At 67.1% G+C, this 26,414-nt stretch carries 23 protein-coding genes; 15 read left to right on the plus strand and 8 right to left on the minus strand.

Going from position 1 to position 26,414, the window contains the following annotated elements:
- The first annotated feature begins 130 nt into the window (after positions 1-130).
- The 5 genes from C6W92_RS05210 to murJ all read left to right on the plus strand — a co-directional run bounded on the left by C6W92_RS05210 (position 131) and on the right by murJ (position 4,492).
- Positions 131-919: an exodeoxyribonuclease III gene (locus C6W92_RS05210; protein ID WP_129431976.1), complete on the plus strand. Its 789-nt coding sequence runs from the start codon at positions 131-133 to the stop codon at positions 917-919.
- 53 nt (positions 920-972) lie between these two features.
- Positions 973-1,902, plus strand: coding sequence for a co-chaperone YbbN (locus C6W92_RS05215; protein ID WP_129431977.1), 930 nt, complete (start codon positions 973-975; stop codon positions 1,900-1,902).
- A 27-nt stretch (positions 1,903-1,929) separates the two neighbouring features.
- The gene (locus C6W92_RS05220) at positions 1,930-2,577 is read left to right on the plus strand and encodes an LON peptidase substrate-binding domain-containing protein (protein WP_129431978.1); all 648 of its coding nucleotides are present in this window, start codon (positions 1,930-1,932) and stop codon (positions 2,575-2,577) included.
- Positions 2,574-2,807, plus strand: coding sequence for a Trm112 family protein (locus tag C6W92_RS05225; protein WP_129431979.1), 234 nt, complete (start codon positions 2,574-2,576; stop codon positions 2,805-2,807). The genes C6W92_RS05220 and C6W92_RS05225 overlap by 4 nt, the downstream gene beginning before the upstream one ends.
- Positions 2,808-2,953: 146 nt before the next feature.
- A complete protein-coding gene (gene murJ / locus C6W92_RS05230; protein WP_129431980.1) occupies positions 2,954-4,492 on the plus strand; it encodes a murein biosynthesis integral membrane protein MurJ in 1,539 nt (512 codons plus the stop codon).
- A 23-nt stretch (positions 4,493-4,515) separates the two neighbouring features.
- Here murJ and C6W92_RS05235 read toward each other — a convergent pair whose 3' ends face one another.
- Complete coding sequence (locus tag C6W92_RS05235; protein WP_129431981.1) at positions 4,516-5,196, minus strand: rhomboid family intramembrane serine protease; 681 nt, start codon at positions 5,194-5,196, stop codon at positions 4,516-4,518.
- An 89-nt stretch (positions 5,197-5,285) separates the two neighbouring features.
- On the opposite strand from C6W92_RS05235, the gene trpS reads away from it, so the two are divergent.
- Positions 5,286-6,314, plus strand: coding sequence for a tryptophan--tRNA ligase (gene trpS, locus C6W92_RS05240; RefSeq protein WP_129431982.1), 1,029 nt, complete (start codon positions 5,286-5,288; stop codon positions 6,312-6,314).
- A gap of 23 nt (positions 6,315-6,337) precedes the next feature.
- Here the strand turns inward: trpS and C6W92_RS05245 are convergent, their stop codons facing one another.
- The gene (locus C6W92_RS05245) at positions 6,338-7,339 is read right to left on the minus strand and encodes a DUF2125 domain-containing protein (protein ID WP_129431983.1); all 1,002 of its coding nucleotides are present in this window, start codon (positions 7,337-7,339) and stop codon (positions 6,338-6,340) included.
- 71 nt (positions 7,340-7,410) lie between these two features.
- Here C6W92_RS05245 and C6W92_RS05250 point away from each other — a divergent pair, with 71 nt between their 5' ends.
- From C6W92_RS05250 to C6W92_RS05260, 3 genes are all read left to right on the plus strand, one after another.
- A complete protein-coding gene (locus C6W92_RS05250) occupies positions 7,411-7,935 on the plus strand; it encodes a gamma-glutamylcyclotransferase (protein ID WP_129431984.1) in 525 nt (174 codons plus the stop codon).
- A gap of 86 nt (positions 7,936-8,021) precedes the next feature.
- Positions 8,022-9,263, plus strand: coding sequence for a biopolymer transporter ExbB (locus C6W92_RS05255; protein WP_129431985.1), 1,242 nt, complete (start codon positions 8,022-8,024; stop codon positions 9,261-9,263).
- A 1-nt stretch (position 9,264) separates the two neighbouring features.
- A complete protein-coding gene (locus tag C6W92_RS05260; protein WP_129431986.1) occupies positions 9,265-11,433 on the plus strand; it encodes a peptidoglycan -binding protein in 2,169 nt (722 codons plus the stop codon).
- Between the two features lie 4 nt (positions 11,434-11,437).
- Here C6W92_RS05260 and C6W92_RS05265 read toward each other — a convergent pair whose 3' ends face one another.
- From C6W92_RS05265 to gloB, 3 genes are all read right to left on the minus strand, one after another.
- Positions 11,438-12,412, minus strand: coding sequence for a M23 family metallopeptidase (locus C6W92_RS05265; RefSeq protein ID WP_129431987.1), 975 nt, complete (start codon positions 12,410-12,412; stop codon positions 11,438-11,440).
- Positions 12,409-14,745, minus strand: a complete 2,337-nt coding sequence (gene clpA / locus C6W92_RS05270) for an ATP-dependent Clp protease ATP-binding subunit ClpA (RefSeq protein ID WP_129431988.1) — start codon at positions 14,743-14,745, stop codon at positions 12,409-12,411. The genes C6W92_RS05265 and clpA overlap by 4 nt, the downstream gene beginning before the upstream one ends.
- 158 nt (positions 14,746-14,903) lie before the next feature.
- Complete coding sequence (gene gloB, locus C6W92_RS05275) at positions 14,904-15,671, minus strand: hydroxyacylglutathione hydrolase (RefSeq protein WP_129431989.1); 768 nt, start codon at positions 15,669-15,671, stop codon at positions 14,904-14,906.
- Positions 15,672-15,733: 62 nt separating this feature from the next.
- Between gloB and C6W92_RS05280 the strand changes: the two genes are divergently transcribed.
- Entirely contained in the window at positions 15,734-16,474 is a 741-nt protein-coding gene (locus tag C6W92_RS05280; protein WP_104019372.1) for a hypothetical protein, read from the plus strand.
- A 253-nt stretch (positions 16,475-16,727) separates the two neighbouring features.
- Here the strand turns inward: C6W92_RS05280 and C6W92_RS05285 are convergent, their stop codons facing one another.
- Complete coding sequence (locus C6W92_RS05285; protein WP_129431990.1) at positions 16,728-17,210, minus strand: thioesterase family protein; 483 nt, start codon at positions 17,208-17,210, stop codon at positions 16,728-16,730.
- A 163-nt stretch (positions 17,211-17,373) separates the two neighbouring features.
- On the opposite strand from C6W92_RS05285, the gene C6W92_RS05290 reads away from it, so the two are divergent.
- Positions 17,374-17,871, plus strand: coding sequence for a YHS domain-containing (seleno)protein (locus C6W92_RS05290; RefSeq protein WP_129431991.1), 498 nt, complete (start codon positions 17,374-17,376; stop codon positions 17,869-17,871).
- 9 nt (positions 17,872-17,880) lie between these two features.
- On the opposite strand, the gene htpX is transcribed toward C6W92_RS05290, so the two are convergent.
- A complete protein-coding gene (gene htpX / locus C6W92_RS05295; protein WP_129431992.1) occupies positions 17,881-18,744 on the minus strand; it encodes a zinc metalloprotease HtpX in 864 nt (287 codons plus the stop codon).
- Between the two features lie 154 nt (positions 18,745-18,898).
- Between htpX and C6W92_RS05300 the strand changes: the two genes are divergently transcribed.
- The 3 genes from C6W92_RS05300 to C6W92_RS05310 all read left to right on the plus strand — a co-directional run bounded on the left by C6W92_RS05300 (position 18,899) and on the right by C6W92_RS05310 (position 22,378).
- Positions 18,899-20,536 carry a choice-of-anchor L domain-containing protein gene (locus tag C6W92_RS05300; protein WP_129431993.1) on the plus strand — a complete coding sequence of 546 codons (1,638 nt, stop codon included), beginning with the start codon at positions 18,899-18,901 and terminating at the stop codon, positions 20,534-20,536.
- A 74-nt stretch (positions 20,537-20,610) separates the two neighbouring features.
- Positions 20,611-21,276 carry a sulfotransferase family 2 domain-containing protein gene (locus tag C6W92_RS05305; protein WP_129431994.1) on the plus strand — a complete coding sequence of 222 codons (666 nt, stop codon included), beginning with the start codon at positions 20,611-20,613 and terminating at the stop codon, positions 21,274-21,276.
- An 82-nt stretch (positions 21,277-21,358) separates the two neighbouring features.
- Positions 21,359-22,378 (plus strand): glyceraldehyde 3-phosphate dehydrogenase NAD-binding domain-containing protein, encoded by a 1,020-nt coding sequence (locus C6W92_RS05310; RefSeq protein WP_129431995.1) that lies wholly within the window; start codon positions 21,359-21,361, stop codon positions 22,376-22,378.
- Here the strand turns inward: C6W92_RS05310 and C6W92_RS05315 are convergent.
- The gene (locus C6W92_RS05315; RefSeq protein ID WP_129431996.1) at positions 22,375-23,733 is read right to left on the minus strand and encodes an SPOR domain-containing protein; all 1,359 of its coding nucleotides are present in this window, start codon (positions 23,731-23,733) and stop codon (positions 22,375-22,377) included. The genes C6W92_RS05310 and C6W92_RS05315 overlap by 4 nt on opposite strands.
- Positions 23,734-23,983: 250 nt before the next feature.
- On the opposite strand from C6W92_RS05315, the gene C6W92_RS05320 reads away from it, so the two are divergent.
- Complete coding sequence (locus tag C6W92_RS05320) at positions 23,984-26,263, plus strand: NADP-dependent malic enzyme (protein ID WP_129431997.1); 2,280 nt, start codon at positions 23,984-23,986, stop codon at positions 26,261-26,263.
- Positions 26,264-26,414: the final 151 nt, after the last annotated feature.

A 26,414-nucleotide genomic window follows, 5' to 3' on the forward strand; every position in this document is an offset into this window, starting at 1 on the left:
AGATTGCCCCGCGTCCGGCCCCGTGTAAACCGGGATTGCCCGCTTGCGGGGCCGGGCGGCCAACGGGGGTGGACGTCGCGCCCGAGGGGCCGTAGGTCTGCGCCAAGTAGAAAAAAAGGACCGAAAGCCCATGCCCCTTACCGTCGCCACCTGGAACATCAACTCGGTGCGGCTGCGCGCGGATCTCGTCGCACGGCTCCTGCGTGAGGAGGGGCCGGACGTGCTGTGCCTGCAAGAATGCAAGAGCCCGGTGGAGAAGATCCCCGCCTCGATCTTCGCGGCCCTCGGCTATCCCCACATGATCGCGCGGGGCGAGAAGGGCTATAACGGCGTGGCGATCCTGTCACGGCTGCCCATCGAGGAGGCCGGAAGCCTCGATTTCGCGGGGCTGGGCCACGCCCGACACATCGCCGGGCGATTGGAGAACGGCGTGACCGTCCACAATTTTTACGTCCCCGCCGGCGGCGACGTGCCAGACCGCGAGGTGAATGTGAAATTCGGGCAAAAGCTCGACTACCTTACAGACATGCGCGATTTCTTCGGACAGGAGCGCCCGGAAAAGTCCATCCTCGTGGGCGATCTCAACATCGCGCCGCGGGAGGATGACGTGTGGTCGCACAAGCAATTGCTGAAGGTGGTGAGCCACACGCCGGTGGAGGTGGATCACCTCGGCAACGCGATGGAGGCCGGGGGCTGGCACGACGTCACCCGTGCCGACATCCCCGAGGGGCAGCTTTATAGCTGGTGGAGCTACCGTGCCCGCGACTGGGACGCCGCCGACAAGGGCCGCCGGCTCGATCACGTCTGGGCGAGCCGCGACATCCGCGAGGCGGGCCATTCCAGCCGCATCCTGCGTGCCGCGCGGGGCTGGGAGAAGCCTTCGGATCACGCGCCGGTGTTTGCGACATTTGATCTTTGACAGCGGGGAACGCGCCCACATATAGGGTGCATTCGGATAGAGGGAGTCTCGACATGCTGGAACTGGGCAAAACCGCGAACGGTCCCGCGGCGGGCGATCTCGTCCGCGACGTGAATGACGCCGATTTCATGGCCGAGGTGATCGAGGCCAGCCAGAAGGTGCCGGTGATCGTCGATTTCTGGGCGGCGTGGTGTGGCCCGTGCAAGACGCTGGGTCCCGCGCTTGAGGCTGCCGTGACCCGCGCGGGCGGCAAGGTGCGGATGGCCAAGGTGGACGTGGATCGCAACCAGGCCATTGCCGGGCAACTGCGCATCCAGTCGCTGCCCACGGTCTATGCGTTCTGGCAAGGCCAGCCGATCGACGGCTTCCAGGGGGCGCTGCCGCAATCGGAGGTCGATGCCTTCGTGAACCGCGTGATCGAGGCGGCGGGCGGGGCCGCGGGTGATGACGGCGAAGGCGGACTCGACGCAGCGCTCGACGCAGCCGACGAGATGCTCGAGACCGGCGCGCTCACCGACGCGATGCAAACCTTCGCCGCCGTGGTGCAGGAGGACGGCAAGAACGCGCGCGCCTTTGCCGGCATGGCGCAAGTGCAGGTGGCAGCGGGCGATCTCGACCAGGCGGAGGCGATCCTCAACGGTGCCCCGGCAGAGATCGCCTCGACCCCGGAGATAGAGGCCGCGCATGCGAAGATTGCGCTTGCCAGGCAGGCGCAGGACGCGGGCCCGGTGGACGATCTGCGCGCTGCCATCGAGGCCGACCCCGACAACCATCAGGCGCGGTTCGACCTTGCCACCGCGCTTTATGCCGGAGGCCAGGTGCAGGAGGCGGTGGACGAGTTGCTCGAGCTTTTTCGCCGCGACCGCGAGTGGAACGACGGTGCGGCCAAGGCGCAGCTCTTCACCATCTTCGAGGCACTGAAGCCCAACGATCCGATCCTGATTGCCGGTCGGCGCAAGCTCAGCTCGATGATATTTGCCTGAGCGCGCCGCCGGGCTAGACTACCCCTCATGGCACAGCGTTTCGATCTCCCCGAGATCATCCCCGTATTTCCGCTGCCCGGTGCGCTGCTGCTGCCGCGCGCGCGGCTGCCCCTTCACCTGTTCGAGCCGCGCTACCTCGCGATGCTCGAGGATGTGCTCAAGACGCGCGAGCGCCTCATCGGCATGGTGCAGCCAAACCCCGCGCCGGGCCGCGACGGCTGCACCGGGCTGCACAGGATCGGTTGTGTGGGCCGGGTGACGCAATTCTCCGAGACGGAGGACGGGCGCTACATGATCACCCTCACCGGGCTGTCGCGGTTCCGCATGACCGAGGAGGTCGAGGGCTTTACTCCCTACCGGCGGGTGCGGGTTTGCTGGAACAGTTTCGATCGCGACATGGGCCCAACGGAGACCGATCCCGGATTTGATCGAGACGGGTTCATGAACCTGCTGTCGCGCTATTTCAACGCCCGCGCGCTCGAGACTGACTGGGAGTCGCTCGAACAGGCGGATGACGAGTTGCTCATCAACTCGCTGTCGATGCTGCTTGGATTCGAACCCGAGGAGAAACAGGCCCTGCTAGAGGCCCCGTCGCTCGCTACAAGGCGCGAGACGCTGGTAACGCTGCTGGAATATTCGCTGCGCGGCGGCGACAACGAGGATATCGTGCAATGAGCGATTGGACCGATCCCCCGCATCCCCCCGAAGAAACCTCGGAAAGCGAGACGTCCGGACCCGGCTTCGACCGGCGGATGCTCGAGGCGCTCCTGTGCCCGCAGACCCACGGACGGCTGGAATACGATGCCGAGCGGCAGGAGCTTGTCAGCAAGTCTGCCGGACTCGCCTTTCCGATCCGCAATGGCATCCCGGTCATGCTGATCGATGAGGCAAGGCGGCTGGACTGAGGCCGGCCTGAGCGATCTTTTCAGGCCAGCCGCTTCGGGCCGGGATGACGATGGCCTGGTCGCCGGTCGTCGTGCCGAACCAACCCCTCTTTTCGCGGCGCGGGCGATGGGCTAGACCGGCCTGACCCAAGCGCAAAGGCCCGCAGATGAGACCCGTCCGCCTGCTCTCCGGTATCCTGACCGTCAGTGGCTGGACGCTGATGAGCCGCGTTCTGGGCTTCGTGCGCGACGTGATGATCGCGAGCCTGATCGGCCCCGGCATGCTGATGGATGCGTTCGTCGCCGCGTTCCGACTGCCCAACATGTTCCGCAGATTCTTTGCCGAGGGGGCGTTTAACGCGGCGTTCGTGCCGATGTTTTCCAAGCGGCTGGAAGCTGGCGACAACCCGCTGGGCTTTGCGAGCCTCGCGCTGTCGGGGCTGGGGCTGGTGGTGTCGCTGCTGACGGGGCTTGCGATGGTGTTCATGCCCGCGCTGGTCTGGGCTACCGCAGAGGGGTTCGCGGGGGATGCGCGGTTTGACGTCACCGTGGATTACGGACGCGTCGTGTTTCCCTATATCCTGTTCATTTCGCTCGCGGCGCTCTTGTCGGGGGCGCTCAACGCCGCCGGGCGATTTGCCGCCGCCGCAGCAGCACCCGTGCTGCTCAACGTGTTGCTGATCGCGGCGATGGGGGCGGCGGCATGGATGGGCGGGGAGGTGATGCAGGCGCTGGTCTGGGCGGTGCCGGTGGCGGGGGTGGCGCAGCTCGTCCTCGTCTGGATAGCCGCCGAGCGCGCAGGGCTGCGCATCCGCCCCGTGCGCCCGCGCTGGACGCCAGAAATGGCGCAGCTCGTGCGCGTCGCCATCCCGGCGGCGCTGGCCGGGGGGGTGATACAGGTCAACCTCGTGGTGGGGCAGCTTGTCGCCTCGCAGACCGACAAGGCGGTGAGCTGGCTCTACGCCGCCGACCGGCTCTATCAGTTGCCACTGGGCGTGGTGGGAATCGCGGTCGGGATCGTGCTGTTGCCCGACCTGGCGCGCAGGCTCAAGGCCGGGGATGACGACGGCGCGCGGCATGCCCTGTCGCGCGGCGGCGAGGTGGCGCTGGCGCTAACGGTGCCGTGTGCCGTGGCGCTGGTGGCGATCCCGCTGCCGCTCGTTTCGGTGCTCTTCGAACGCGGCGCGTTCGGTGCCGATGACAGCGCCGCCACCGCGCTCGCCGTGGCGATTTACGGGCTGGGGTTGCCCGCCTTCGTGTTGCAGAAAATCTTGCAGCCGATCTTTTTCGCCCGAGAGGATACACGCCGCCCGTTCCACTACGCCGTGGTGGCAATGGTGGTGAACGCCGCACTCGCCTTTGGCCTCGCCCCGGTCATGGGCTGGATCGCCGCGGCGCTGGCGACCACGGTGGCCGCCTGGGTCATGGTCTGGCAACTGGCAGGTGGTGCGCAGCGCTTTGGTGAGGTGGCGCGGTTCGACGCGCAGTTCCGCCGCAGGCTGTGGCGGATCGTGCTGGCTGCGGGCCTGATGGGCGCGGTGCTGTGGGGCGCGGCGGTGGTTCTTGGCCCGTTCCTCGCGCTGGGCGGCTGGCGCTGGCTGGCGCTGGTGCTGCTGGTTGGCCTCGGGGTGGTGAGCTACGGGCTCTTTGGGCAGGGGCTGGGCGCGTTCCGCCTGCAAGAGATGCGCGGGCAGCTGCGGCGGTAGCGCGTCAGCCCGGCGCCCGGCCGTCAGTCATGCCGCAGCCGGGCGCGCAGCCGCGTGAGGCCGCCGGGGCTGAGCGGCACCGACACGGCAAAGCCTGCAATGAACCCCGCCACGTCGGCCAGCCATGTGGGTGAGCCGCCGAACAGCAGCGCAAAGACCAGTTGCAGCGCCATAAGCACGCCGATCAGGGTAAAGGCGCGGGCCTGGTTGGCGCCCATCTGTCCCAGCCGCAGCCACATCACGTAGGTGAACCCCCCGATCATCCCGTAGACGCCGGGGAACGCCCCGATGAGCCACGGCCGGTCGCCCGGCAGCATCCCGTAGGCAAGCGCGCCGCCCACCGTCGCCGTGGCGAAGATCACCAGCACCGCCCAGTGGCGGAACACCTCGCCCAGGAACTTGCCCAGCGCCAGAAGCAGCACGGCGGCGAAGAGCGCGTGGGTGAAGCTGCCGTGGACAAAGGCGTAGGTAACGAGGCGGCGCAGGTGTTCGGTCGGTATTTGACCGGTTTCGATCATCCAGCGCAGGATCTGGCCGTGAAAGGCGTAGTCCTGGATTGCCGCGCTTCGCCAGCCCACGGCGTCGGCGCCGCCGACAATCCCGCGCGTGCCGAGTGAGAACGCCGCTTCGACCCCCGCGATAACCAGAAACAGCACCACCACCACCGGCGGGATCGGGTTGAGGGGACTGGGATCGTCGCTCATGGCAGCTCTCCTTGATGGGGCACTGGTTGACGGGGCACGGGCGCATGGGTAAGCGAGACCTTCAGAGAAATCCACCACGGAGTGCGCCCATGAGCGAGGCGGCCTTTACCCCCCGCGTCTTTTCGGGAATCCAGCCCTCGGGCAACCTGCATCTCGGCAATTACCTCGGCGCGCTCAAGCGTTTTGCCGAGGCGCAGGATCGAGGCGTCGAGACGCTCTATTGCATGGTCGATCTGCACGCCGTCACCGTCTGGCAAGAGCCAGGCGACCTGCGCCGCGCCACGCGCGAGCTTGCAGCCGGGTTCATCGCCTCGGGGCTTGATCCCGCCCGCTCGATCCTTTTCAACCAGAGCCAGGTGGCCGAGCACAGCCAGCTTGCCTGGGTATTCAACTGCGTGGCGCGCATGGGCTGGATGCAGCGGATGACGCAATTCAAGGACAAGGCCGGCAAGAATGCGCAGAATGCCTCGCTCGGGCTCTTTGCCTACCCGGCGCTGATGGCCGCCGATATCCTCGCCTATCATGGCACCCACGTGCCCGTGGGCGAGGACCAGAAACAGCATATCGAGCTGTCACGCGACATCGCCGCCAAGTTCAACCACGATTACGGGGTGGAGTTCTTCCCGCTGCCCGAGCCGGTGATCGAGGGGGCGGCGACGCGGGTGATGAGCTTGCGCGACGGGACCAAGAAGATGTCGAAATCCGACCCGTCGGATATGAGCCGGATCAACCTCACCGACGATGCCGAGACCATCGCCAGGAAGATCCGCAAGGCCAAGACCGACCCTGAACCGCTGCCTTCGGAGGCCGAGGGGCTGGAGGACCGGCCGGAGGCGCGTAACCTCGTCAATATCTATGCGGCATTGGCGGATATCGACATCGAGCAGGTGATGGCCGAAGCGGGCGGACAGCCTTTTTCCGTATTCAAGCCGCGTCTGGCCGATCTGGCGGTCGACCGGCTCGCGCCGATCTCGACCGAGATGAAGCGGCTGATGCACGACGAGGCCGAGATCGACCGCATCCTCGCCGAGGGTGCGGGCCGCGCCCGCGCCATTGCGGCACCGATCCTGCGAAAAACCTATGATATCATGGGGATGGTGAGCGCGCCGGGCGGCTGACGCGGTGGGCGGTCGACAGGGGATCAGCGCAGTCGCAGGCGCGGGGCGGAACCAAGGGGGACGGGGCCGAGCCACATCCGGCCGCCGCCGAAGCCCAGCGGAATGTCGAGCGTGTCCGGGTTGCCTTTGAGGCGTGCCATCATGCCGAGGCCGTTCTCGACGCTTGAGGCGAGGCTCTCGGGCAGTGCCCCCGCGCTGCGCAGGATGGTCACGATCTCGCGCCAGTTGCGGGCCTTGAGCGTGATCTCACCATCGGGCCAGCCATCGGGCGTCACGTCCACCTCGCCCGCCGCCTGAAGGAGCAGATCGCCCCAGCGTCCCTCGGCCAGACGCACGCTCAGATGGGTGGGTTGCGGGCGGGCACGCTCGATGGCGGTGCGGTCCCACGGCTTGTCGAACGTGGCGGTGACATCAGCGGTAAATCCGCTGATGCGGTCGGGCAGGCGGCCCTCCGGATCGAGCCGCGTCCGCGCGGGCGCGGCGAGCGTTAGCCCCTCGGCGCGCAGGCCGAACCGGTAGGTTGTGCCCTCCTGCCGCTCGGCGGCGAGGCTGAGGGTGGAGAGCGCGGTGGTTTCCCCGGGCCGTGTCTCAGAGGTGACGCGCAGGAAATCGGCGGTGAGCGTCATGCGCCGGGGCGCGAGCGCCGCGTCGGGCGCGATCACCAGCGAGGCGCGCATGTCGCGGCTCTCGATCCGGAACTTCTCTTCCGGGGTGGCGATACGCTGTTCGTCGGGCCAGACGGCGATGACGTGATTGGGCCGATAGCTCAACGCGTTGATCTGGAAGCGCGGCGCCTCCCACGCCAGCCCTGTGGCGGGATCGGCGAGGATCACGTCTTCGAACACCACGTCGAAGCGGTTGGGAAAGCCTTGCACGCCGAGGCTGCTCGTCTCGGCCACCCAGCCCTCGGCACGGCGCGCGTCAAACCAGCCCTCGAACGCCGAGTGGGTGGTGCGGCTGCCAATAACCCAATAGCCGGCCCAGAGCCCGGCGGCGACGAGGATGATGGCCAGAAGTGCCCGCATGGCTTGCCCCTTTCATGCCCTTCGCGAAGGGTGTTTATAGGGGGCGGAACGTGAGGAACAGGGGAAAAGGCATGTGGGTGTTCGGCTATGGCTCGCTGGTGTGGAATCCGGGTTTTGACACGGTGGAGCGGGTGATCGCGCGGCTGCCGGGCTATCGGCGCAGTTTCTGCATGCGTTCGATCCACCATCGCGGCACGCCCGAGACGCCGGGGCTGGTGCTGGCGCTGGACCGCGCGACGGATACAGCTTGTTCGGGTGTGGCGCTGCGCGCCGACCCTGCGCGCGCCGACGAGGTGCTGGCGTATTTGCGCGAGCGCGAGCTGGTTTCGGCGGCTTATCACGAAACGCGGCTGCCGGTCATGCTCACGGACGGGCGCGAGGTGGAGGCGGTGACCTACGTGGTCGATCCGGACCACGCGCAGTATTGCGGCGGCCTCGATCTGGAAGAACAGGCGCAGATCATCGCCCGCGCGCATGGTGGGCGCGGACCGAATACCGAGTACCTGTTCCAGACCGACGCGCATCTGCGCGAATTGGGCCTCGGTGATCGCGATTTGGACTGGCTCGTGCGCCGGGTGCGCCATATCTGCGGATAAGCCTTGGCTTGCGCGGGCAGGCGGCGTAGGGTTGCGCCTGCAAAGACGTGCAAAAACCTGCAAAGAAACGTGTCGGGAGCGTCCAGATGGACCAGCCGGACCGCGAGGCCGAGCCGCAGTTTTCCACTCCCTATCGGCAGATCCTGCTGATGCTGATCGTGCTGGCGCTGACGGCGGTGGGGGCGTTTCTGGCGCTGCCGCGGGTGCTACCGGTGTTCGAGGCGAACCCTTGGCTCAACGGGTTCATCTTTTTTGTCTTCGTTCTGGGGGTAATCGCGACCTTCTGGCAGGTCATCCAGCTCATCGGTTCGGCGCGCTGGATCGAGGGGTTTGCCGCGCAGACGCCGGGGCATGAGCTTACCCGACCGCCCTCGCTTCTGGCACCGCTGGCCACCATGCTGCGCGGGCGCGGCAAGCGGATGCAGATCGCGTCAAGCTCAGCGCGCTCGATCCTCGATTCGGTGGCGCAGCGTATCGACGAGGCGCGCGAGATCACCCGCTATATCGTCAGCCTGCTGATTTTCCTCGGGCTGCTGGGTACGTTCTACGGTCTCGCCACCACCGTTCCGGCGGTGGTCGATACAATCCGCAGCCTGGCCCCGCAGGAGGGCGAGGAGGGAATCGCGATATTCAACCGATTGATGACCGGGCTGGAGGAGCAGCTTGGCGGAATGGGCGTGGCCTTTGCCTCGTCGCTTCTGGGGCTGTCGGGCTCGCTTGTCGTGGGTCTGCTGGAGCTGTTTGCCGGGCACGGGCAAAACCGGTTCTATCGCGAGTTGGAGGAATGGATATCGACCATAACCCGGCTTGGCCTTTCCGAGGGCGATGGCGAGGATGGCGGCGGGCGCGCGATGGTGGCCGAGGTGCTTGACCACATGACCGGGCAGGTCGAGGCGTTGCAGAGCACCATCGCGCAATCCGAGGTGAGCCGCGCGATGGTCGACGAGAAGCTCGGCGTGCTGGCCGATTCCATCGAGCGACTGACCCACCGGATGAGCGATCAGAGCCCGGTGCAGGTGGCGCTAATGCGGGTAGCTGACGGGCAAGAGCGGCTCATCGAGGCGATCGAGGCGCGCGAAACGAGCGAGGGGCTGGACGCCGAGAGCCGGATGCGCCTGCGCTCGATCGACGTGCAGATGCTGCGCATTCTCGAGGAAATCAGCGCCGGGCGTCAGGAAACCATGACCGAGCTGCGCACCGATCTGGCGGCGCTGACGCGGCTCATGGGGCAGGCGCGCGGCCCTACGCCGCGTCCCGTGCGCCCGGTGGTGCCGCGCGGCGGTGACGCGTCCGGCGAGGGGTCGGGCGAGTCTGGCGAGGGCGGCTGATATGGCGCTGTCGCGGCGCACCGGTGCGCGGTTTCAGAGCGCGATCTGGCCCGGCTTTGTTGATGCCATGACCGGCCTCCTGCTGGTGCTGATGTTCGTGCTCACGATCTTCATGGTGGTGCAGTTCGTGCTGCGCGAGGAGATCAGCGGGCAGGCCACCAAGCTCGACGCGCTGTCGGCTGAGGTGGCGGCGCTGTCGCGGGCGCTGGGGCTGGAACAGGACCGCAACGCCACGTTGCAGGAACGGGTGGGCATGTTGACCGCGACGCTAGGCGACGCCCGCGCGCGGGCCGAGGAACAGGCCGATGTGATCGCATCGTTGCGCGCCGAGACCGCGGCGCAGTCCGAGGCGCTGACGGCGGCCGAGGGCCGGATCGCGTCCTTCGAGGAGCAGGTGGCGCGGCTCTTGTCGCAGCGCGACGCGGCGCGCGACCGGGCCGCGGGACTGGAAAGCGAACGCGACGCGGCGCGCGACGAGGTGGCGACGCTGGAGGGTGAGCGAGCGGCGTTGCTCGATGAACAGGCGGCGCTGGAGGACCGGCTCGCCGGGCTGCGCGACGAGGTCGATGCACAGACCGAGGCGGCGCGGTTGGCGGCGGCGCGGCGCGAGGCGCTGGAGGCGCTCATCGCGGACTTGCGCGCGCGCAATGTCGAGGCACGGCAGGCCGGGGCTGCGCTGAGCGAGGAGGTGAGCGCGCTTGAGGAAAAGCTGAGCGAGGAAGAGGCCGCGCGGCTGGCCGAGGCCGAGGCGGCGGCTGCGTTGCGTAAGCGACTGGAGAACGCGCAGTCCGAGCTGACCGCGATGACGCTGGCCCTGGAAGAAGAGCGCAAGCGGGCGGAGGAGACGCTGACCCTGTTGGCCGCGGCGGAGGCGGCGCGCGACGATCTCGACGCCGCGCTGGCGCAGGCGCTGTTGCGCGCCGAGGAGGCCGAGACGGCGCGCGAGACGGGGATCGGCGAGGCGCGCGCGGAGGTTGAGGCCGAACGCGCGGCGCGTAGACAGGCCGAAGCGGCGCTGGCCGAAGCCCGGACTGCGCTGGAAGAGACTGGCGGGACGCTGGAGGAGCGCGAAACGGCGCTGGCCGAGGCGCGGGTTGCTCTGGAGACCGAGCGGGCGGCACGGGCTGAGGCGGAGGCCGCGCTCGCTGATGCAAGGGCGGCTCTGGACGAGACGGGCGGGACGCTGGAGGACCGCGACGCGGCGCTGGCCGAGGCGCGCGCGCGCATCCGGGCGCTCGAGGCTGATCTGGCCCGCGCGGTGGCGGCCAAGACAGATGCCGAAGCCGAGGCGCTCGACGCCGAGGAGGTGCGCGCGCGGCTGATCGCGGCGCTGGTCGCGAAGAAGGCGGCGGAAGCGCGGGCCGAGGAAGGGATGAGCGAGGCCGAGCGGCAAGAGGTGCTGTTGGCGGAGGCGCGCGAGAAGCTTGCCAAGGAACAGCAAATATCCACCGAGGCGCAGCGACAGCAGGCGCTTTTGAATCAGCAGGTGGAGGCGCTGCGCACGCAACTCTCCGAGCTTCAGGCGCTGCTCGACGATGCCAAGGCGCGCGAGGCGGAAGCGGAGGTGCAGCTTCAGTCGCTGGGCAACGAGCTCAACACCGCCCTGGCGCGCGTGGCCGCCGAGGAGAGGCGCCGGCGGCAGGCCGAGGAAGAGCGCGCGCGGCTTCTGGAGGAACGGGCCGAACGGCTCGCCGCCGAGAAGGAGGACCTGGAGAAATACCGCTCGGACTTCTTTGGCCGGATGCGCGAATTGCTGAGCGGCCAGGAAGGGGTACGGATCGTGGGCGACCGGTTCGTGTTCTCCTCGGAGGTTCTGTTTGCGCCCGGCGAGGCCGAGTTGTCGGTCGAGGGCGAGCAGGAGATCGCAAAGGTCGCAGGCATCCTGCGCCGCGTGATCGGCGATATTCCCGAGGGGATCGACTGGGTATTGCAGGTCGACGGGCATACCGACGATGTACCGATCGCGCCCGGCGCGCGCTTTGCCGACAACTGGGAACTGAGCCAGGCGCGGGCGCTGTCAGTGGTGCGCTATCTGGTCGATTTCCTCGGGTTCCCGCCCGACCGGCTCTCGGCCAACGGGTATGGTGAATATCAGCCGGTAAATCCCGCGGACACGCCCGAGGCCCGCGCGCAGAACCGTCGGATCGAGCTGAAGCTGACCACGCGATAGCGCCTCAGGGCGTCACGGTGATATCGGCGTGCCGCACGGCAAGCAGGGTGTCCCCGCGCATCAGGCGCACGTAGCCGCGATAGGCCCCGGCGGGCCATCCCGCCGCCGGTGCCTTGCGCCCGAAGGCACGAAAGAGCTGCACGCTGGGGTCGTCGAGCGTGAGCTCGTGGCGGAATATCTCACGCTCGGGTCCCTGGGCCGTCAGGCTTAGCCGATCTCCGGGCCGGGCGTAAAAGACGTGGCCATAGAGCACCAGCGGCTGGTCGGCTGTCGTTTCCTGCACGCGCGCCGCGCCGGATTGCACCGCGTCGAGGCCGGGCACGGCCGTCGAAAACCCGGCGGTAAAGAGACCGGCCCGCGCATAGCCGGGCGGGTCCTGCCACAAGCCGCCATCGGTTTCCTGGCCGCATTGGGTGATGTCGTCAGGGTGAAACGGATCGACAATTTCGCCGTCCCTGAGCACACCGAGATGAACATGCGGGGCGTTGGTCAGCCCGCTCAGTCCCACCTGGCCCAGAACATCGCCGGTCGCCACCCGCTCGCCCTGGCGGACGCTGACCGAGCCGCGCTTGAGATGGCAATAGAGCGTCTGCCACCCGTCCCCGTGATCGACGCGCACGGCATTGCCGCATTCACGGCCCTCGATGGCGGCGCGGGTCTCGGGCGTCACGGGCGTGTCGTCCATGCCGTCGCGGGTGGCAGCAACCATGCCGGGGGCGGCGGCCAGAACATTCACTCCCGCCGCCATCGCCTCGAATGACGGGAGCATGAAATCGGTGCCGCGATGGTCGTCGCGGCTCTTGAGGCCGCAGGCGTGATCGCGATGGCCTGGGCCGGGGTCGGTATCGACGTAGTCCTCGATCACGCAGGTGCGACCATAGTCGCAGTCGAGCGGCAGCGACAGCCGGGGTGGCTCGGCGACGGCGGGGCGCGCGGCGCAAAGCGCCAGCGCGAGGACCGCCGCCGCCCGCCGTCTCATTCGGCGGTGAGCAACGGCGGTTTCTTTTTGCCCGAGAGGCGGCGGGCGGCAGGGCCCTCAACGTCGAGCGCGATCTTGCCGTCGCGCACGCCCACGCGGACTGTGCCGCCCTTGGCGAGCCTGCCGAAGAGCAGCTCCTCGGCGAGCGGTTTCTTGATGTGCTCCTGGATCACGCGGCCGAGCGGGCGGGCGCCCATGCGGTCGTCATAGCCTTTGTCGGCGAGCCATTTCGCGGCCTCGTCGGTCAGCTCGATGGTCACGTCGCGATCCATGAGCTGTGCCTCGAGCTGGAGGACGAACTTTTCGACCACCTTGAGGATGACGTCGGAGGGCAGCGCGCCAAAGGAGATCACCGCGTCGAGCCTGTTGCGGAACTCGGGCGTGAAGGTGCGTTCGATCGCCGCCGTGTCCTCGCCCTCGCGCCGGTCGCGGCCGAAGCCGACAGCAGATTTTGCCTGCTCGGTGGCTCCGGCATTGGAGGTCATGATGAGGACGACGTTACGGAAATCGACGCTGCGCCCATTGTGATCGGTGAGCGTGCCGTGGTCCATGACCTGAAGCAGGATGTTGAACACGTCCGGGTGTGCCTTCTCGATCTCGTCGAGCAGGAGAACGCAATGCGGGTGCTGATCGACCCCGTCGGTCAGCAGACCGCCCTGGTCAAAACCCACGTAGCCCGGCGGCGCGCCGATGAGGCGCGATACGGCGTGTTTCTCCATGTATTCGGACATATCAAACCGCAGAAGCTCAACCCCGAGCGTATCGGCGAGCTGCTTGGCCACCTCGGTCTTGCCCACGCCCGTGGGGCCGGCGAAGAGGTAGTTGCCGATGGGTTTTTCCGGCTCGCGCAGTCCGGCGCGCGCCAGCTTGATCGCCGAGGAGAGCGCCTCGATGGCGTTGTCTTGCCCGAACACCACGCGCTTGAGCGTGCCTTCGAGGTCCTTGAGCACCTCGGCGTCGTTCTTGGAGACGTTCTTGGGCGGGATGCGCGCGATCTTGGCCACCACGTTCTCGATCTCCTTGACGCCGATCGACTTGCGCCGCTTGGAGGCCGCCACGAGGTGCTGTGCCGCCCCGGCCTCGTCGATCACGTCGATGGCCTTGTCGGGCAGCTTGCGGTCGTTGATGTAGCGTGAGGACAAGTCGACCGCGGTGCGGATCGCCTCTTGTGTGTATTTGACCGAGTGGTGATCTTCGAAATAGGGCTTGAGCCCGGTGAGGATCTTGATCGTGTCCTCGACCGTCGGTTCGCTCACGTCGATTTTCTGGAAGCGGCGGGCGAGCGCGCGGTCTTTCTCGAAATGCTGGCGGAACTCCTTGTAGGTGGTGGAGCCCATGCAGCGCAGCTTGCCGCCCTGCAGCGCGGGCTTGAGCAGGTTGGAGGCGTCCATCGCGCCGCCCGAGGTGGCGCCCGCGCCGATCACGGTGTGGATCTCGTCGATGAACAGAACCGCGTCGGGGTGCTTCTCCAACTCGGTCACCACGGCCTTGAGCCGTTCCTCGAAATCGCCGCGATAGCGGGTTCCCGCCAGAAGCGCGCCCATGTCGAGCGCATAGATGGTGGTGCCCGAAAGCACCTTGGGCGTGTTGCCGCTGAGGATCTTGTGGGCGAGCCCCTCGGCGATGGCAGTCTTGCCGACGCCGGGATCGCCCACGAGGATCGGGTTGTTCTTGCGCCGCCGGCACAGCACCTGGATGCAGCGTTCGACCTCCGAGTCGCGGCCGATGAGCGGATCGACATCGCCGCGCCGCGACTTCTCGTTTAGATCGACGCAGTATTTGGCCAGCGCCGAATCGCCCGGCTCGACGGCGTCGGTCTCGACGTGTTTCTCGGCGCCTTCGTCATCGACATCTGTCGCGCCCGTGATCGGGCGCGATTCGCCGAAGGCGGGGTTCTTGGCCACGCCGTGGGCGATGAAGTTGACCGCGTCGTAGCGGGTCATGTCCTGCTCCTGCAGGAAATAGGCGGCGTTCGATTCGCGCTCGGCAAAGATGGCGACGAGCACGTTGGCGCCGGTCACCTCGGTGCGCCCGGAGCTCTGGACATGGATCGCCGCGCGCTGGATCACGCGCTGGAATGCGGCGGTCGGCACCGCCTCGGACCCGTCGATATCGGTCACGAGGTTGGCGAGATCATCGTCGATGAAATCGACCAGCGTGGTGCGCAGTTCCTCGGTATCGACGCTGCACGCCTTGAGCACGCGGGCGGCGTCGGGTTCGTCCACGAGGGCGAGCAGCAGGTGCTCGAGCGTCGCGAATTCGTGCCGCCGCGCATTGGCGAGCGCGAGCGCGGCGTGGATTGCCTGTTCAAGTGTGGTCGAGAATGAAGGCACGGTCGTGCTCCTTCTGATCTAGCCCGCCGGGTACGTCGCCCGACAAGTCTGGCCTCGGTATGTTAAAGTTTGGTCGATGATGGCCCGGCTTCAAGGAGTTTTTTGTCAAACGACCTCACTTTTCGTCATCTTCTGGCGGAATGTTCGTAACATGCGCGTCAAAACCTGTCCTTTCGGCTGCGGATTTCGGCGAACACCTCGATATCGGTCGCCCCCGTCATGCCAAGATGCGCGCGGATCGCGGGGTCGTGGGCGCGCAGGAACGGGTTGGTTTCCAGTTCCTCGGCGAGCGATGCGGGCACGGTGGGTTGCCCGGCGGCACGGGTCCGAGTGATCTCGTCGGTGCGTGCGGCGAGGCGCGGGTTGTCGGGATCAACGGTGCGCGCGAAAGCGGCGTTGGTCTTGGTATACTCGTGGCCCGAATAGATCAAGGTTTCGGGCGGCAGCGCCGCGAGCTTGGCAAGGCTCGCGTGCATTTGCGCCGGCGTGCCCTCGAACACCCGCCCGCAGCCGAGCGCCATCAGGCTGTCGGCGGTGAAGACGGCGCCGCTGTCGGGGAAGTGAAAGGCAATGTGTCCCACCGTGTGGCCCGACACGTCGATCACGCGGCCCGTCTCGGACCCGATCGTCACCTCGTCGCCCTCCGACACCGCGATGTCGAGCGGCGGCAACCGGTGGGCATCCGCCGCCGCGCCGATCACCCGGGCGGGGGCCTGCGCGAGCACTTCTTCTAGCCCCTCGACATGGTCGCCGTGGTGGTGGGTAATAAGTACATCCGATAGCTGCCACCCCTGTCGCGCAAGCGCATCGAGGATCGGCGCGGCCTCGGGGACGTCAATGACGGCGGTGGCCCCGGTCGCGGAGTCGTGCGCGAGATAGGCGTAATTGTCCGCGCGGCAGGGCATGGTGAGGATTTGCAGGCTCATGCTATGTTCCCCGCTGTCATGAGATGGTAGCGTCAGAGTGACGGATCAAGGGCGGCACTGCAATGCATCTCGACGTGCAGGACCTGCGAAATTTCTACTACCGCAACCCGCTGGGGCACGCGGTTCAGAAGGTCTTGCGTGCGCGGATCGCCGAGTTCTGGCACGAGGCGCACGGCAAGAGCATCGCGGGCTTCGGTTTCGCGGTGCCGTTCCTGCGGCCCTACCTCGCCGATGCGCGGCGGGTGATGGCGCTGATGCCGGCGCCGCAGGGCGTGATCGGCTGGCCGCAAGGCATGCCCAATGTCTCGGTGCTGTGCGAAGAGACGTTCTGGCCGGTGGAGACGGGTCACGTCGATAGGCTCCTCGTGGTACATGGGCTGGAGACCTCGGAACAGCCCGGCGCGCTGCTCGACGAATGCTTGCGCGTGCTGGGCCCCGGTGGATCCGCGCTGTTCATCGTACCGAACCGGGCCGGACTGTGGTCGCGCTCGGACCGCACGCCCTTCGGCTTCGGGCGCCCCTACACCCAGACGCAGCTCGAAACGCAGCTCAAGTCTCATGGGTTCCTGCCCGAGAGACACGCCACCACGCTCTTCCAGCCGCCCTCGGACCGGCCTTTCTGGCGGCGCACGGCGGGCATGTGGGAGCGCATGGGTGCGCGCATCTCGGTACTGGCGGCAGGAGGTGTGCTGATGGTGGAGGCTACCAAGCGCGTGCAGGCCCCGAGCGGGACGGGGTTGCGCGAGACCGTGAGGCGGCCCCTCGGCGTGCTGGCACCGAAACCGGAGGCGAAGCCGGTGTGAAGGGGCGGGAGAGGCCGGAGTGAGGACGCAAGGGGCCTGGAGGGGACGTCGGGCGCTTGCGCGGCAGCGTGCAAGCACGTGTTGACTCCACGCGGGGCCAAGATGCGAATGGCAGGATTAGAGCGTGTCGCCATCATTCGCATTCACGCGACACGCTCTAACTCCTTGATTCACATGTTCAAGGAGCTCAAAACCGGTTCCCACTTTTGAGCAACATGCTCTAGGCCAAAGCCTGGCCCAGACCCCCGCCCCCTCAGCCCTTGCGGCGGGTGCCGATGCGGCTGCCCACCCCCTCGGGTCGGGGCAGGGCGGCGTGGGCCTGCGCCATCTCGGCCACCCGGGCGGCGATGTCCTCGGGCATGGGGGCCACGCGAGGGCCGGACATGTCCACGTGCAGCGTCAGGCTCTCGCCGGTGGCCGCGCACCAACCCTCCTCGTGGAACAGTTCCTGGAAGAAATGGAACCGCTTCTCGTCATGGTCGAGAAGGTAAAAGCTGCTGCGGACCCGGTCGCCGAGCTTGACCTCGCGCAGGTAGCGGATGTGGAACTCGGCGGTGTAAGTGGTGAGGCCCCGCGTCGCCACGTAATCGGGGCCGAATCCCATCCCGGCAAACGCCTCGTCGGCGCAGCGATCCATGACCACGGTGAAATAACCCATGTTCATATGGCCGTTATAGTCGATCCAGCCCTGCTCGACCGTGTGAAAGCTGGACATGAAGGGCGTGGCATCAGGCATGGATCGAACCTTTTGAATAAGCGGCGCGCGTGCTTTCTAGGAGGTTTCGTGGCATGATTGCAATGGTGCCTGCGTGCGCGCTGACACACGACCCGCGATTTTGTGATTTGGATGTCGGCGGTTCGCCCCCAAATCACGGGCAGGTGCAAGCGAGGAGGTTAACATGGTGAACAAGGTTGGACGGCGGGTTTTCATCTCGGTGGGCGTGGCGGGGCTTGTGGCGATTGCGGCGGTCGCGGGACAGAAGTACCTCGGCGGTTTCGAGGAGCTGACCACGGCCCCGGTCTATGCGCCCGATGGCGTGGCGATCCGTGGCACCGACCCGGTTGCCTATTTTACCGAAGGGCGCGCCGTGCCCGGCACACCCGAGCACGCACTGGAATGGAACGGCGCGACCTGGCATTTCGCCAGCGCCGAAACCCGCGATCGCTTTGCCGACGATCCCAGGGCTTACGCCCCGCAATATGGCGGGTTTTGCGCATGGGCGGTAGCAGAGAAGGGCAAGCTCTACTCCACGCAGCCCGACAACTGGGCCATTGTGGATGGCAAGCTTTACCTCAACTACAACGACGATATCCAGGCGCGCTGGCAGAAGGACATCCCCCGCTTCATCGCCGAGGGCGATGAACGCTGGCCTGAGATACTGAAGACGGGATCGTAAACCCCCGACTCAGACCCAGGGGCCGCGCCGACGCGTCTGCCCTGCCATTTCGCGCAGCGCGGCGATACGGTTTTCGGGCGCGGGATGGGTGGAAAAGAGCTTGTCGCGCGCATGGGCGTGCAGCGGGTTGACGATGAACATGTGCGCGGTGGCGGGGTTACGTTCGGCCGCCTCGTTATCGATCCGTGCCACCAGTCCCGAAATTTTTCCCAGCGCCGAGGCGAGCCAGAGCGGATTGCCGCAGATCTCCGCGCCCACCCGGTCGGCCTCGTATTCGCGACCTCGGCTGATCGCCATCTGCACCAGCGCCGCGCCGAGCGGCGCGAGGATCATCAGCGCCAGCGTGCCGATCAGGCCAAGCGGGTTGTTGCGGCTACCGCCGAAAAACAACGCGAAATTGGCCAGCATCGAGATCGCACCGGCAAAGGTCGCGGTGATCGTCATGATGGTGGTGTCGTGGTTGCGGATATGGGCCAGCTCATGGGCCATCACGGCGGCGATCTCTTCGCGCGAAAGATGCTGCAGCAGGCCCGTGGTGGCGGCCACTGCGGCGTTTTCGGGATTGCGCCCGGTGGCAAAGGCGTTGGGCTGATCGTTGTCGATCAGGTAGACTGCGGGGGGCGGCATGCCCGCGCGGTCGGCCATCTCTCTTACCATGTTCGCCAGCGCCGCCCCCTCGGGGCCGTCGGCGGGACGCGCGCCGTGCATCCGCAACACCATCCTGTCGGAATTCCACCAAGTGTACGCGTTCATCGCCACCGCGATCACAAGCGCGATCAACGCGCCGCCCATGCCGCCCAAGAGCGCGCCGAGGCCGAGGAAAAGCGCGGTCATCGCGGCCATCAGCACTGCGGTGCGCAGGTATCCGGTCATCGACTCCTCCTTTGATCATCGCGAATATGGGGGCGGGAGGCTGGGGTGCAAGCGGGCCCGGCGCAGGGGGCGCGCGAATTTTATGCATTTTCCAGGCTGCCGTTAAGCGGGTCTTGACCGGCGGCGGAGAGGGTCGTGCGAAAGGGAGAAACGCATGGCCATCACATCCGAACTGCCTATCGACATAGATGCCTCTGCGATGGACATGGCCAACGCCATGTTCGGTGCCGGCATCAGCGTGCTCGACGCCAGCTATCAGGGGGCGGAGCAAGCCTCTGGAATCTACTCACAGGGCGACAGCGTGGCACCGGGCGTCATCCCGGCCGACAGTGGCGTGATCCAGTCCACGGGCCGCGCCACCGACATCACCAATTCCTCGGGCGATGCCAACATCTCCTCCGGCACCTCGACGAGCAATTTCACCTCGGGCGACGCGGACCTGAGCGCGATCTCGGGGCAATCCACCTTCGACGCCGCCATCTTCGAGGCCGATTTCGTCCCCGACGGCAGCACCCTGACAATGCAGGTGGTATTCTCCTCCGAGGAATACCTCGAATACGTCAATTCCGGCTTTAACGACGCGGTCGGGATCTGGGTCAACGGCGAGGCAGCGCAGCTCGCGGTGGGCAGCGGCGACATCACGATCAATAACATCAACGATGAGAGCAACTCCAACCTCTACATCGACAACCCCGCAAGTGGCGAGGTCTACAACACCGAGATGGATGGGCTGACCGTCACCCTCACGCTCAAGGCCCCGGTAGTGCCGGGCGAGTCCAACACGATCCGCATCGGCATCGCCGATGGCGGCGATGACGCCTTCGACAGCAACCTGCTCATCGCCGGCAATTCAGTGCAGACCGCGCTAGTTGCGGGCGATGACGAGATCGAGGCGCAGCTCGGGCAGGAGGTGGAGGCCGATCTTCTCGCCAATGACGAGAGCGCGGCGGGCGGCACCCTGACCATCACCGCCATCAACAACCAGCCCGTTGGCGTCGGCGACACGGTGGTGCTGGCCACAGGCGAGGCGATCACGCTCACACCCACCGGCATGATCCTCGCCGCCAGCGCCGAGACCCCGGGCGAGAGCACCTTTTCCTACGAGGTGAGCGACGAAGCGGGCAACACCGATATCGGATTCGTGTCACTGACCACCACGCCTTGCTTTGTCGCGGGCACGCTGATCGAAACGCCGAGCGGCGCGGTTCCGGTCGAGGCACTGCGCCCCGGTGACATGGTGATGACCCACGATCACGGGGCGCAGCCGCTGGGCTGGCTGGGGATCAGCACGCGGCGGGCTGAAGGACCGGATGCGCCTGTGCGTATCGCGGCGGGCGCGTTGGGGGATCACGCGGCACTGGACCTGTCGCCAAATCACCGGGTGATGATCACGGATGCTGCGGCGGAACTGCTATATGCTGAGGCCGAGGTGCTTGTGCGCGCGCGCGATCTTGCCGGGCAGCCGGGGATCGTGCGGCGCGCGGACGGGCGCCCGCTGCGCTACGTGCACCTGCTCTTCGACCGGCACGAGATCGTGTGCGGAAACGGGCTGTGGAGCGAGAGCTATCACCCCGGCCCCGAGACGATGAACGGCTTCGACGTAGAAGCCGAGGTCGAGCTGCGTCGCCTGTTTCCCGAGCTGTACGAGGGGATGGGGCCCGCGCGCTATGGCCCCGCCGCGCGGCGGGCGCTGCGCCGCTACGAGGCTGGGCTGCTTGTCGCGACCCTCCCGCCCGGCGGCAGGGTTGTGCAGGGTGCTTTGGCAGGCGTCCGAGAGCGGGCGATGCGGTAGCGCGCCTGCCCGCCCCCGGGGTGCGGCGCGTAAGACCCGTTCCCTGCCGCCCCGTCCCGGCCTAGAGTGGCGGGATGATCCTCTCGCGCGACCGTGGCTATATTTTCGTTCACATTCCCAAGACCGGGGGCACCTCGCTCGCGCAGGCGCTGGAGGCGCGAGCAACCGCCACCGACATCCTGATCGGCGACACGCCCAAGGCGCGGCGGCGGCGCGGGCGGGTGGCGCGCCTGCGCGGTCAGGCACGGGGACGGCTGTGGAAGCATTCCACGCTCGCCGATATCGACGGATTGCTGACGCCCGCAGAGATCGCCACCATGTTCACTGTCACCCTGGTGCGCAACCCGTGGGACCGGATGGTGAGCTATTACAACTGGGCGCGCGCGCAGAGCTTTGATCATCCGGCGGTGCGGCTGGCGCGCGCGCGCAATTTCGCCGGGTTCGTCGCGGCGCCCGAGACCCGCGCCGCCTGGGCCGCGCAGCCCGCGCGCCATTACATGACCGCCTCTGATGGCCAGGAATACGCGCGCCTCTGCATACGGCTTGAGGCGTTCGAAGCTGATGCCGGGCCGCTCTGGCAGCATCTCGGATTTCGTCTCGACCTTCCGCGGCTCAACACCTCGGCGCGCGGCGATTACCGGGGGTATTACAGCGACCGCACCGCAGCGATCGTGGCCGACATTGCCGCCGAGGATATCGCGCGGTTCGACTATTGCTTCGATCCGCATGGGTCGATTTGATCAAATCGTGTTTCACCTCTGGCCAAGCCGCGCGCCCTGCGACAATGTGCAGCCGCACTGACCTTCGCCCCGGGAGATCGCCATGACCCAACCGCCCCTGCGTATCGCCATCAATGGGTTCGGGCGCATCGGCCGCACGATCCTGCGCATCCTGATGCACGAGCGCCGCGATTTCGAACTGGTCTGCATCAACGAAATCGAGCCGATCGAGACCTGTGCCTATCTCTTCCAGTATGACAGCGTGTTCGGCCCCTGGCCTGGCACGGTGACGTGGGAGGATGCGGCGACATTGGTGGTGGACGGGTGTGCGATCCCGTTCCACGCGGCGCGCGACCTGAGCGAACTCGACCTCTCGGGCGTCGATTTGGTGCTTGACTGCACCGGCATGGCCGGTGCGCGCGCCGTGGCCGAGCGGGGGCTGGCGGCGGGCGCGCGCATGGTGCTGGTCTCGGGGCCTTCGGACGAGGCCGATATCACCGTGGTGATGGGGGCCAACGACGAGGCGCTGGCCGGGCAGCGGATCGTGTCGAACGCATCGTGCACCACCAACGCGCTCGCGCCGCTGGCGCGGCTTCTGGACGAGGCGTATGGCATCGTCAGCGGCCAGATGACCACCGTGCATTGCTATACCGGCAGCCAGCCCACGGTGGACAAGCCGCGTGGTGCGCCCGAGCGCAGTCGCGCCGCCGCGCTGTCGATGGTGCCCACCACCACGAGCGCGCAGCACCTGACGGGGCAGGTTCTGCCCGGCCTCGCGGGACGTATCGAGGCGCGGGCGATCCGGGTGCCGACGGCGTCAGTCTCGGCCATCGACCTGACGGTGCAGACCCGCGCTCCGGTGACGGTAGAGGCGGTGGCCGCGATGCTGCGCGCCGCCGCCGCGCGCCATCATTGGCTGGGCTGGACCGAGGCGCCGCTGGTGTCGTCGGACCTGCGCGGGCGACCCGAGAGCCTGATTGTCAGCGGCCCGCAGACATCGGTCTCGGCGGGCGGGCTGTTGCGAGTGTTCGGCTGGTACGACAACGAGTGGGGCTTTTCCGCCCGGATGCTCGACATGGCGCTGCTCATGGGCCGGGGGGCGGCGCGCCCGCCCGCAGTCTAGCGCAGCCGCACGTTCGCAAAGCCCATGCCGCGCAGCCGCGCCGCGCCTGCGCGCGCGTCCGTCATTGAGCCGAACGGTCCGGCGAGCACGAGGGTTAGCTTGCGCCCGTCGCGTTGAAGCGTGCCGCGCCGGGCGGGCATCCCGGCCCCGGCGATGCGGCGCGCGGCGGTAAGGCCCTGAGTGGCATCGGCAAAGAGCCCCGCCTGCGCATAATGCGCGGTTTGGCGCGGCTTTTGCGGGGCGGGCGTTGGCTTTGTTTCCGGCACGGCAACGGCGGTGGCCGGGGCCGAGCGCGTCGAGATCGAGGTGAGAGGTGCGCTGGCCTGTGCGCGCTGGCGCGCCTCGGTTGCGGTGACGGGATCTGGCACGTAGCTGCCGCGCGTGGCCACGGTCACCCCGGCGGCGCGCTGCTCGTCGAAGCTGGTGTAGGGCGGCTGAAGCCCCGGAAATTTGTGGATCACGTCGGCCCCGGTGCTCCGGTCTATGAGGCGGCGCGGCACGGTGTTGGTCCACATCAGTTCCATCTGCGCCTTGCCCTCGAAGGTCTGGTGCGCGCGGCGCGGGTTGAGCCGGTCGTCTTCCCAAGCCGGTTTCATGCCGTCGGGCACGTGGACGCCGGCGAGGCTGGTCTGCTGGCTGGCGTAGACGCGGGCCGGCGCGACGCGGGTGCCGGGCGGCACGCTCTCGGGCGTGGCGGTTGTGCCTGGCGGTGGGGTGACTGCAGTGCTGCCGCCTCGTGCATAGGTGATGTAGTGCACTTGTTGCGGGCCGCAGCGCACGGGCGAGCCGTTGTGCTGGACGGTATAGGCCGCCGACACGCCGCTGAGCCCGGCGCAGGCGGTTTGTCCGGGGTCGGGGGGCGTGATCTTGCGCGCGGGCCGTCCTGCGGGTTTGGCCTCGGGTTTCGGCGCGGTTTGCGACGCGGTCTTGGTGGTGGTGATGACAGTGACGCGCTCCGGCGCCCGGGGGGCGGGCCGGGCACTGGCTGTGCGGGGTGCGGTGGCGGGCTTTGCCGGGGGCTTCGCGCGACGTGGCGCGGGTGTCGGCTTGGCCGCGGTGGCCGTTCGTTGTGTCTTCTGAGCAGGTTCCTCGTCTGCCTTGGCCTTGGCGAGCGAGGGCCTGAAACCGCAAAGCGGCTGGCGCGAGCGAGTGAGGCGCGGCACCCACGTCTCGGCCGCCCCGACACCCGCCCGGACGAAGACGCAGCCCGCGCTATCGACATACTGTGTGCCACTGTAGGAATCGGGTGGAAATTCGGCCGGAACGGGCAGGTTACGAAGGGATTGCGCCTCGCCCGGCCCTGCGGTCAGCGCAACAGCCATGCAGGACAGATACAGAATGCGACGAACCGACATGCGACCCCCTAGATCAATACCCGGAAACGTGCCTTATTTTCACCGCTTAGTAAACAGGTATTGGCTCATCTAGTGGCGTGCGCGTCACTTACCGCAGATGCTGGGGGTCAGTCCCGGTGCCGAAGCCCCGGGTTTGGCCGTCCGGTCCTCAGGCAGGGGGTTTGCGGGTCGGGTGAGTCGTGCTAAGACCAAAATGGTTTAACGTTAAACGATCGTTGCGTTATGCTGATCGGAGACCGGGAGGAGACCCATGACCGATAGCCCCAAGGACATCCTGCGCGCGGCGGCGCTTGAATATCACGAGTTCCCCAAGCCCGGGAAGCTGGAGATACGCGCCACCAAGCCGATGGCCAATGGCCGCGATCTGGCGCGCGCCTACAGCCCCGGCGTGGCCGAGGCGTGCATCGAGATCAAGGCCGACCCGCAGACCGCGCGGCGCTACACCGCACGCGGCAACTTGGTGGCAGTGGTCACGAACGGCAGCGCGGTGCTGGGCCTGGGCAATATCGGCGCACTTGCCTCCAAGCCGGTGATGGAGGGCAAGGCAGTGCTCTTCAAGAAGTTCGCCAATATCGACTGTTTCGACATCGAGGTGAACGAGCCCGATCCTGAGCGGCTGGCCGAGATCGTTTGCGCGTTGGAGCCCACCTTCGGTGCGGTAAATCTCGAGGATATCAAGGCACCCGACTGTTTCATCGTCGAGCGCATCTGTCGTGAGCGGATGAACATTCCGGTGTTTCACGACGACCAGCACGGCACCGCCATCGTGGTGGGCGCGGCGGCGACCAATGCGCTTCATGTAGCGGGCAAGCGGTTCGAGGATATCAAGGTGGTCTCGGCCGGCGGCGGAGCGGCGGGCATCGCCTGTCTAAACATGCTGCTGAAGCTGGGGGTGAAACGCGAGAACGTGTGGCTGTGCGACATTCATGGGCTGGTGCACGAGGGCCGCGAGGTTGACATGAACCCCGAGAAAGCCGCCTTTGCGCAGGCCTCGGACCTGCGCAGCCTGGGCGACGTGATCGCGGGCGCGGACCTGTTCCTAGGGCTGTCGGGGCCCAACGTGCTGACGCCCGAGATGGTGCGCGAGATGGCGGCACGCCCGATCGTCTTCGCGCTGGCCAACCCCGACCCCGAGATCATGCCCGACAAGGCGCGCGCGGCGGTGCCGGACGCGATCATCGCAACGGGGCGCTCGGATTTTCCCAACCAGGTCAACAATGTGCTGTGTTTCCCGTTCATCTTTCGCGGGGCGCTGGATGCGGGTGCGACCGAAATTAACGACGCCATGCAGGTGGCCTGCGTGCAAGGGATCGCCGATCTCGCGCGCGCCAGCACCAGCGCAGAAGCGGCGGCGGCCTATCGCGGCGAGGCGATGACTTTCGGCCCCGATTACCTGATCCCCAAGCCGTTCGATCCGCGCCTGTCGGGGATCGTGTCGTCATCGGTGGCGCGCGCGGCAATGGAGACCGGTGTCGCCACGCGACCCATCGCCGACCTGGAACAATACAAGGCCGATCTCGATGCCAGCGTGTTCAAGTCGGCGCTGCTGATGCGTCCGGTCTTCGAGGCTGCGCGAACCGCGGCGCGCCGTCTCGTCTTTGCCGAGGGCGAAGACGAGCGGGTGCTGCGCGCCGCGCAGGCGGTCCTGGAAGAGACACCGGAACAGCCGATCCTGATCGGGCGGCCCGAGGTGATCGCGCGGCGCTGCGAGCGGGCGGGGCTGGCGATCCGACCAGAGCGCGATTTCAACGTGGTCAACCCCGAGAACGACCCGCGCTACCGCGACTACTGGGAGACCTATCACGCGATCATGGCGCGGCGCGGGGTGACGCCCGACATTGCGCGCGCGGTGATGCGCACCAACACCACCGCCATCGGCGCGGTGATGGTGCAGCGTGGCGAGGCCGACAGCCTGATCTGTGGCACATTCGGCGAGTTTCGCTGGCATCTCAACTACGTCTCCCAGGTGCTGGCTGATGGCGAGCATCATCCACACGGCGCGCTCAGCCTGATGATCCTTGAGGATGGGCCGCTCTTTATCGCCGATACCCACGTCTATTCGCTGCCCACGCCCGAGAACCTCGCCGAGATCGCCGTCGGCGCCGCGCGCCACGTGCGCCGCTTCGGGATCACGCCCAAGGTGGCGTTCTGCTCGCAGTCGCAGTTTGGCAACCAGTCCGAGGGTTCTGGCAAGCGGTTGCGCGCGGCGATCGAGCTGCTCGACGCCGCGCCGCGCGACTTTGCCTATGAGGGCGAGATGAACGTGGATGCCGCGCTCGATCCGGAGCTGCGCGACCGGCTCTTGCCCGGCAATCGGCTGGAGGGGGTTGCAAACGTGCTGATCTTTGGCCATGCCGACGCGGCCTCGGGGGTGCGAAACATCCTCAAGGCCAAGGCTGGCGGGCTGGAGGTGGGGCCGATCCTGATGGGCATGGGAAACCGCGCGCATGTGGTGACGCCGGGGATCACGGCGCGGGGTCTTCTGAACATGGCCGCGATCGCCGGTACCCCGGTGGCGCATTACGGATAGAATCGCCGGTTAGCAGGATTTTTCAGTATCCACGCCCTGGAGCAAACCCTCCGACTTCCAGTCGGACCTGCTTCAGCGTGAAAGAATCGTGTTATGATCGTACCCTCAGAAAAATGAGCCGCAGCCGGGTCGAAGGCTCATTTTTCTGAGG

This window comes from Roseovarius sp. A46, assembly GCF_004126395.1.
In the GTDB taxonomy this organism is placed as follows: Bacteria; Pseudomonadota; Alphaproteobacteria; order Rhodobacterales; family Rhodobacteraceae; genus Roseovarius; species Roseovarius nitratireducens.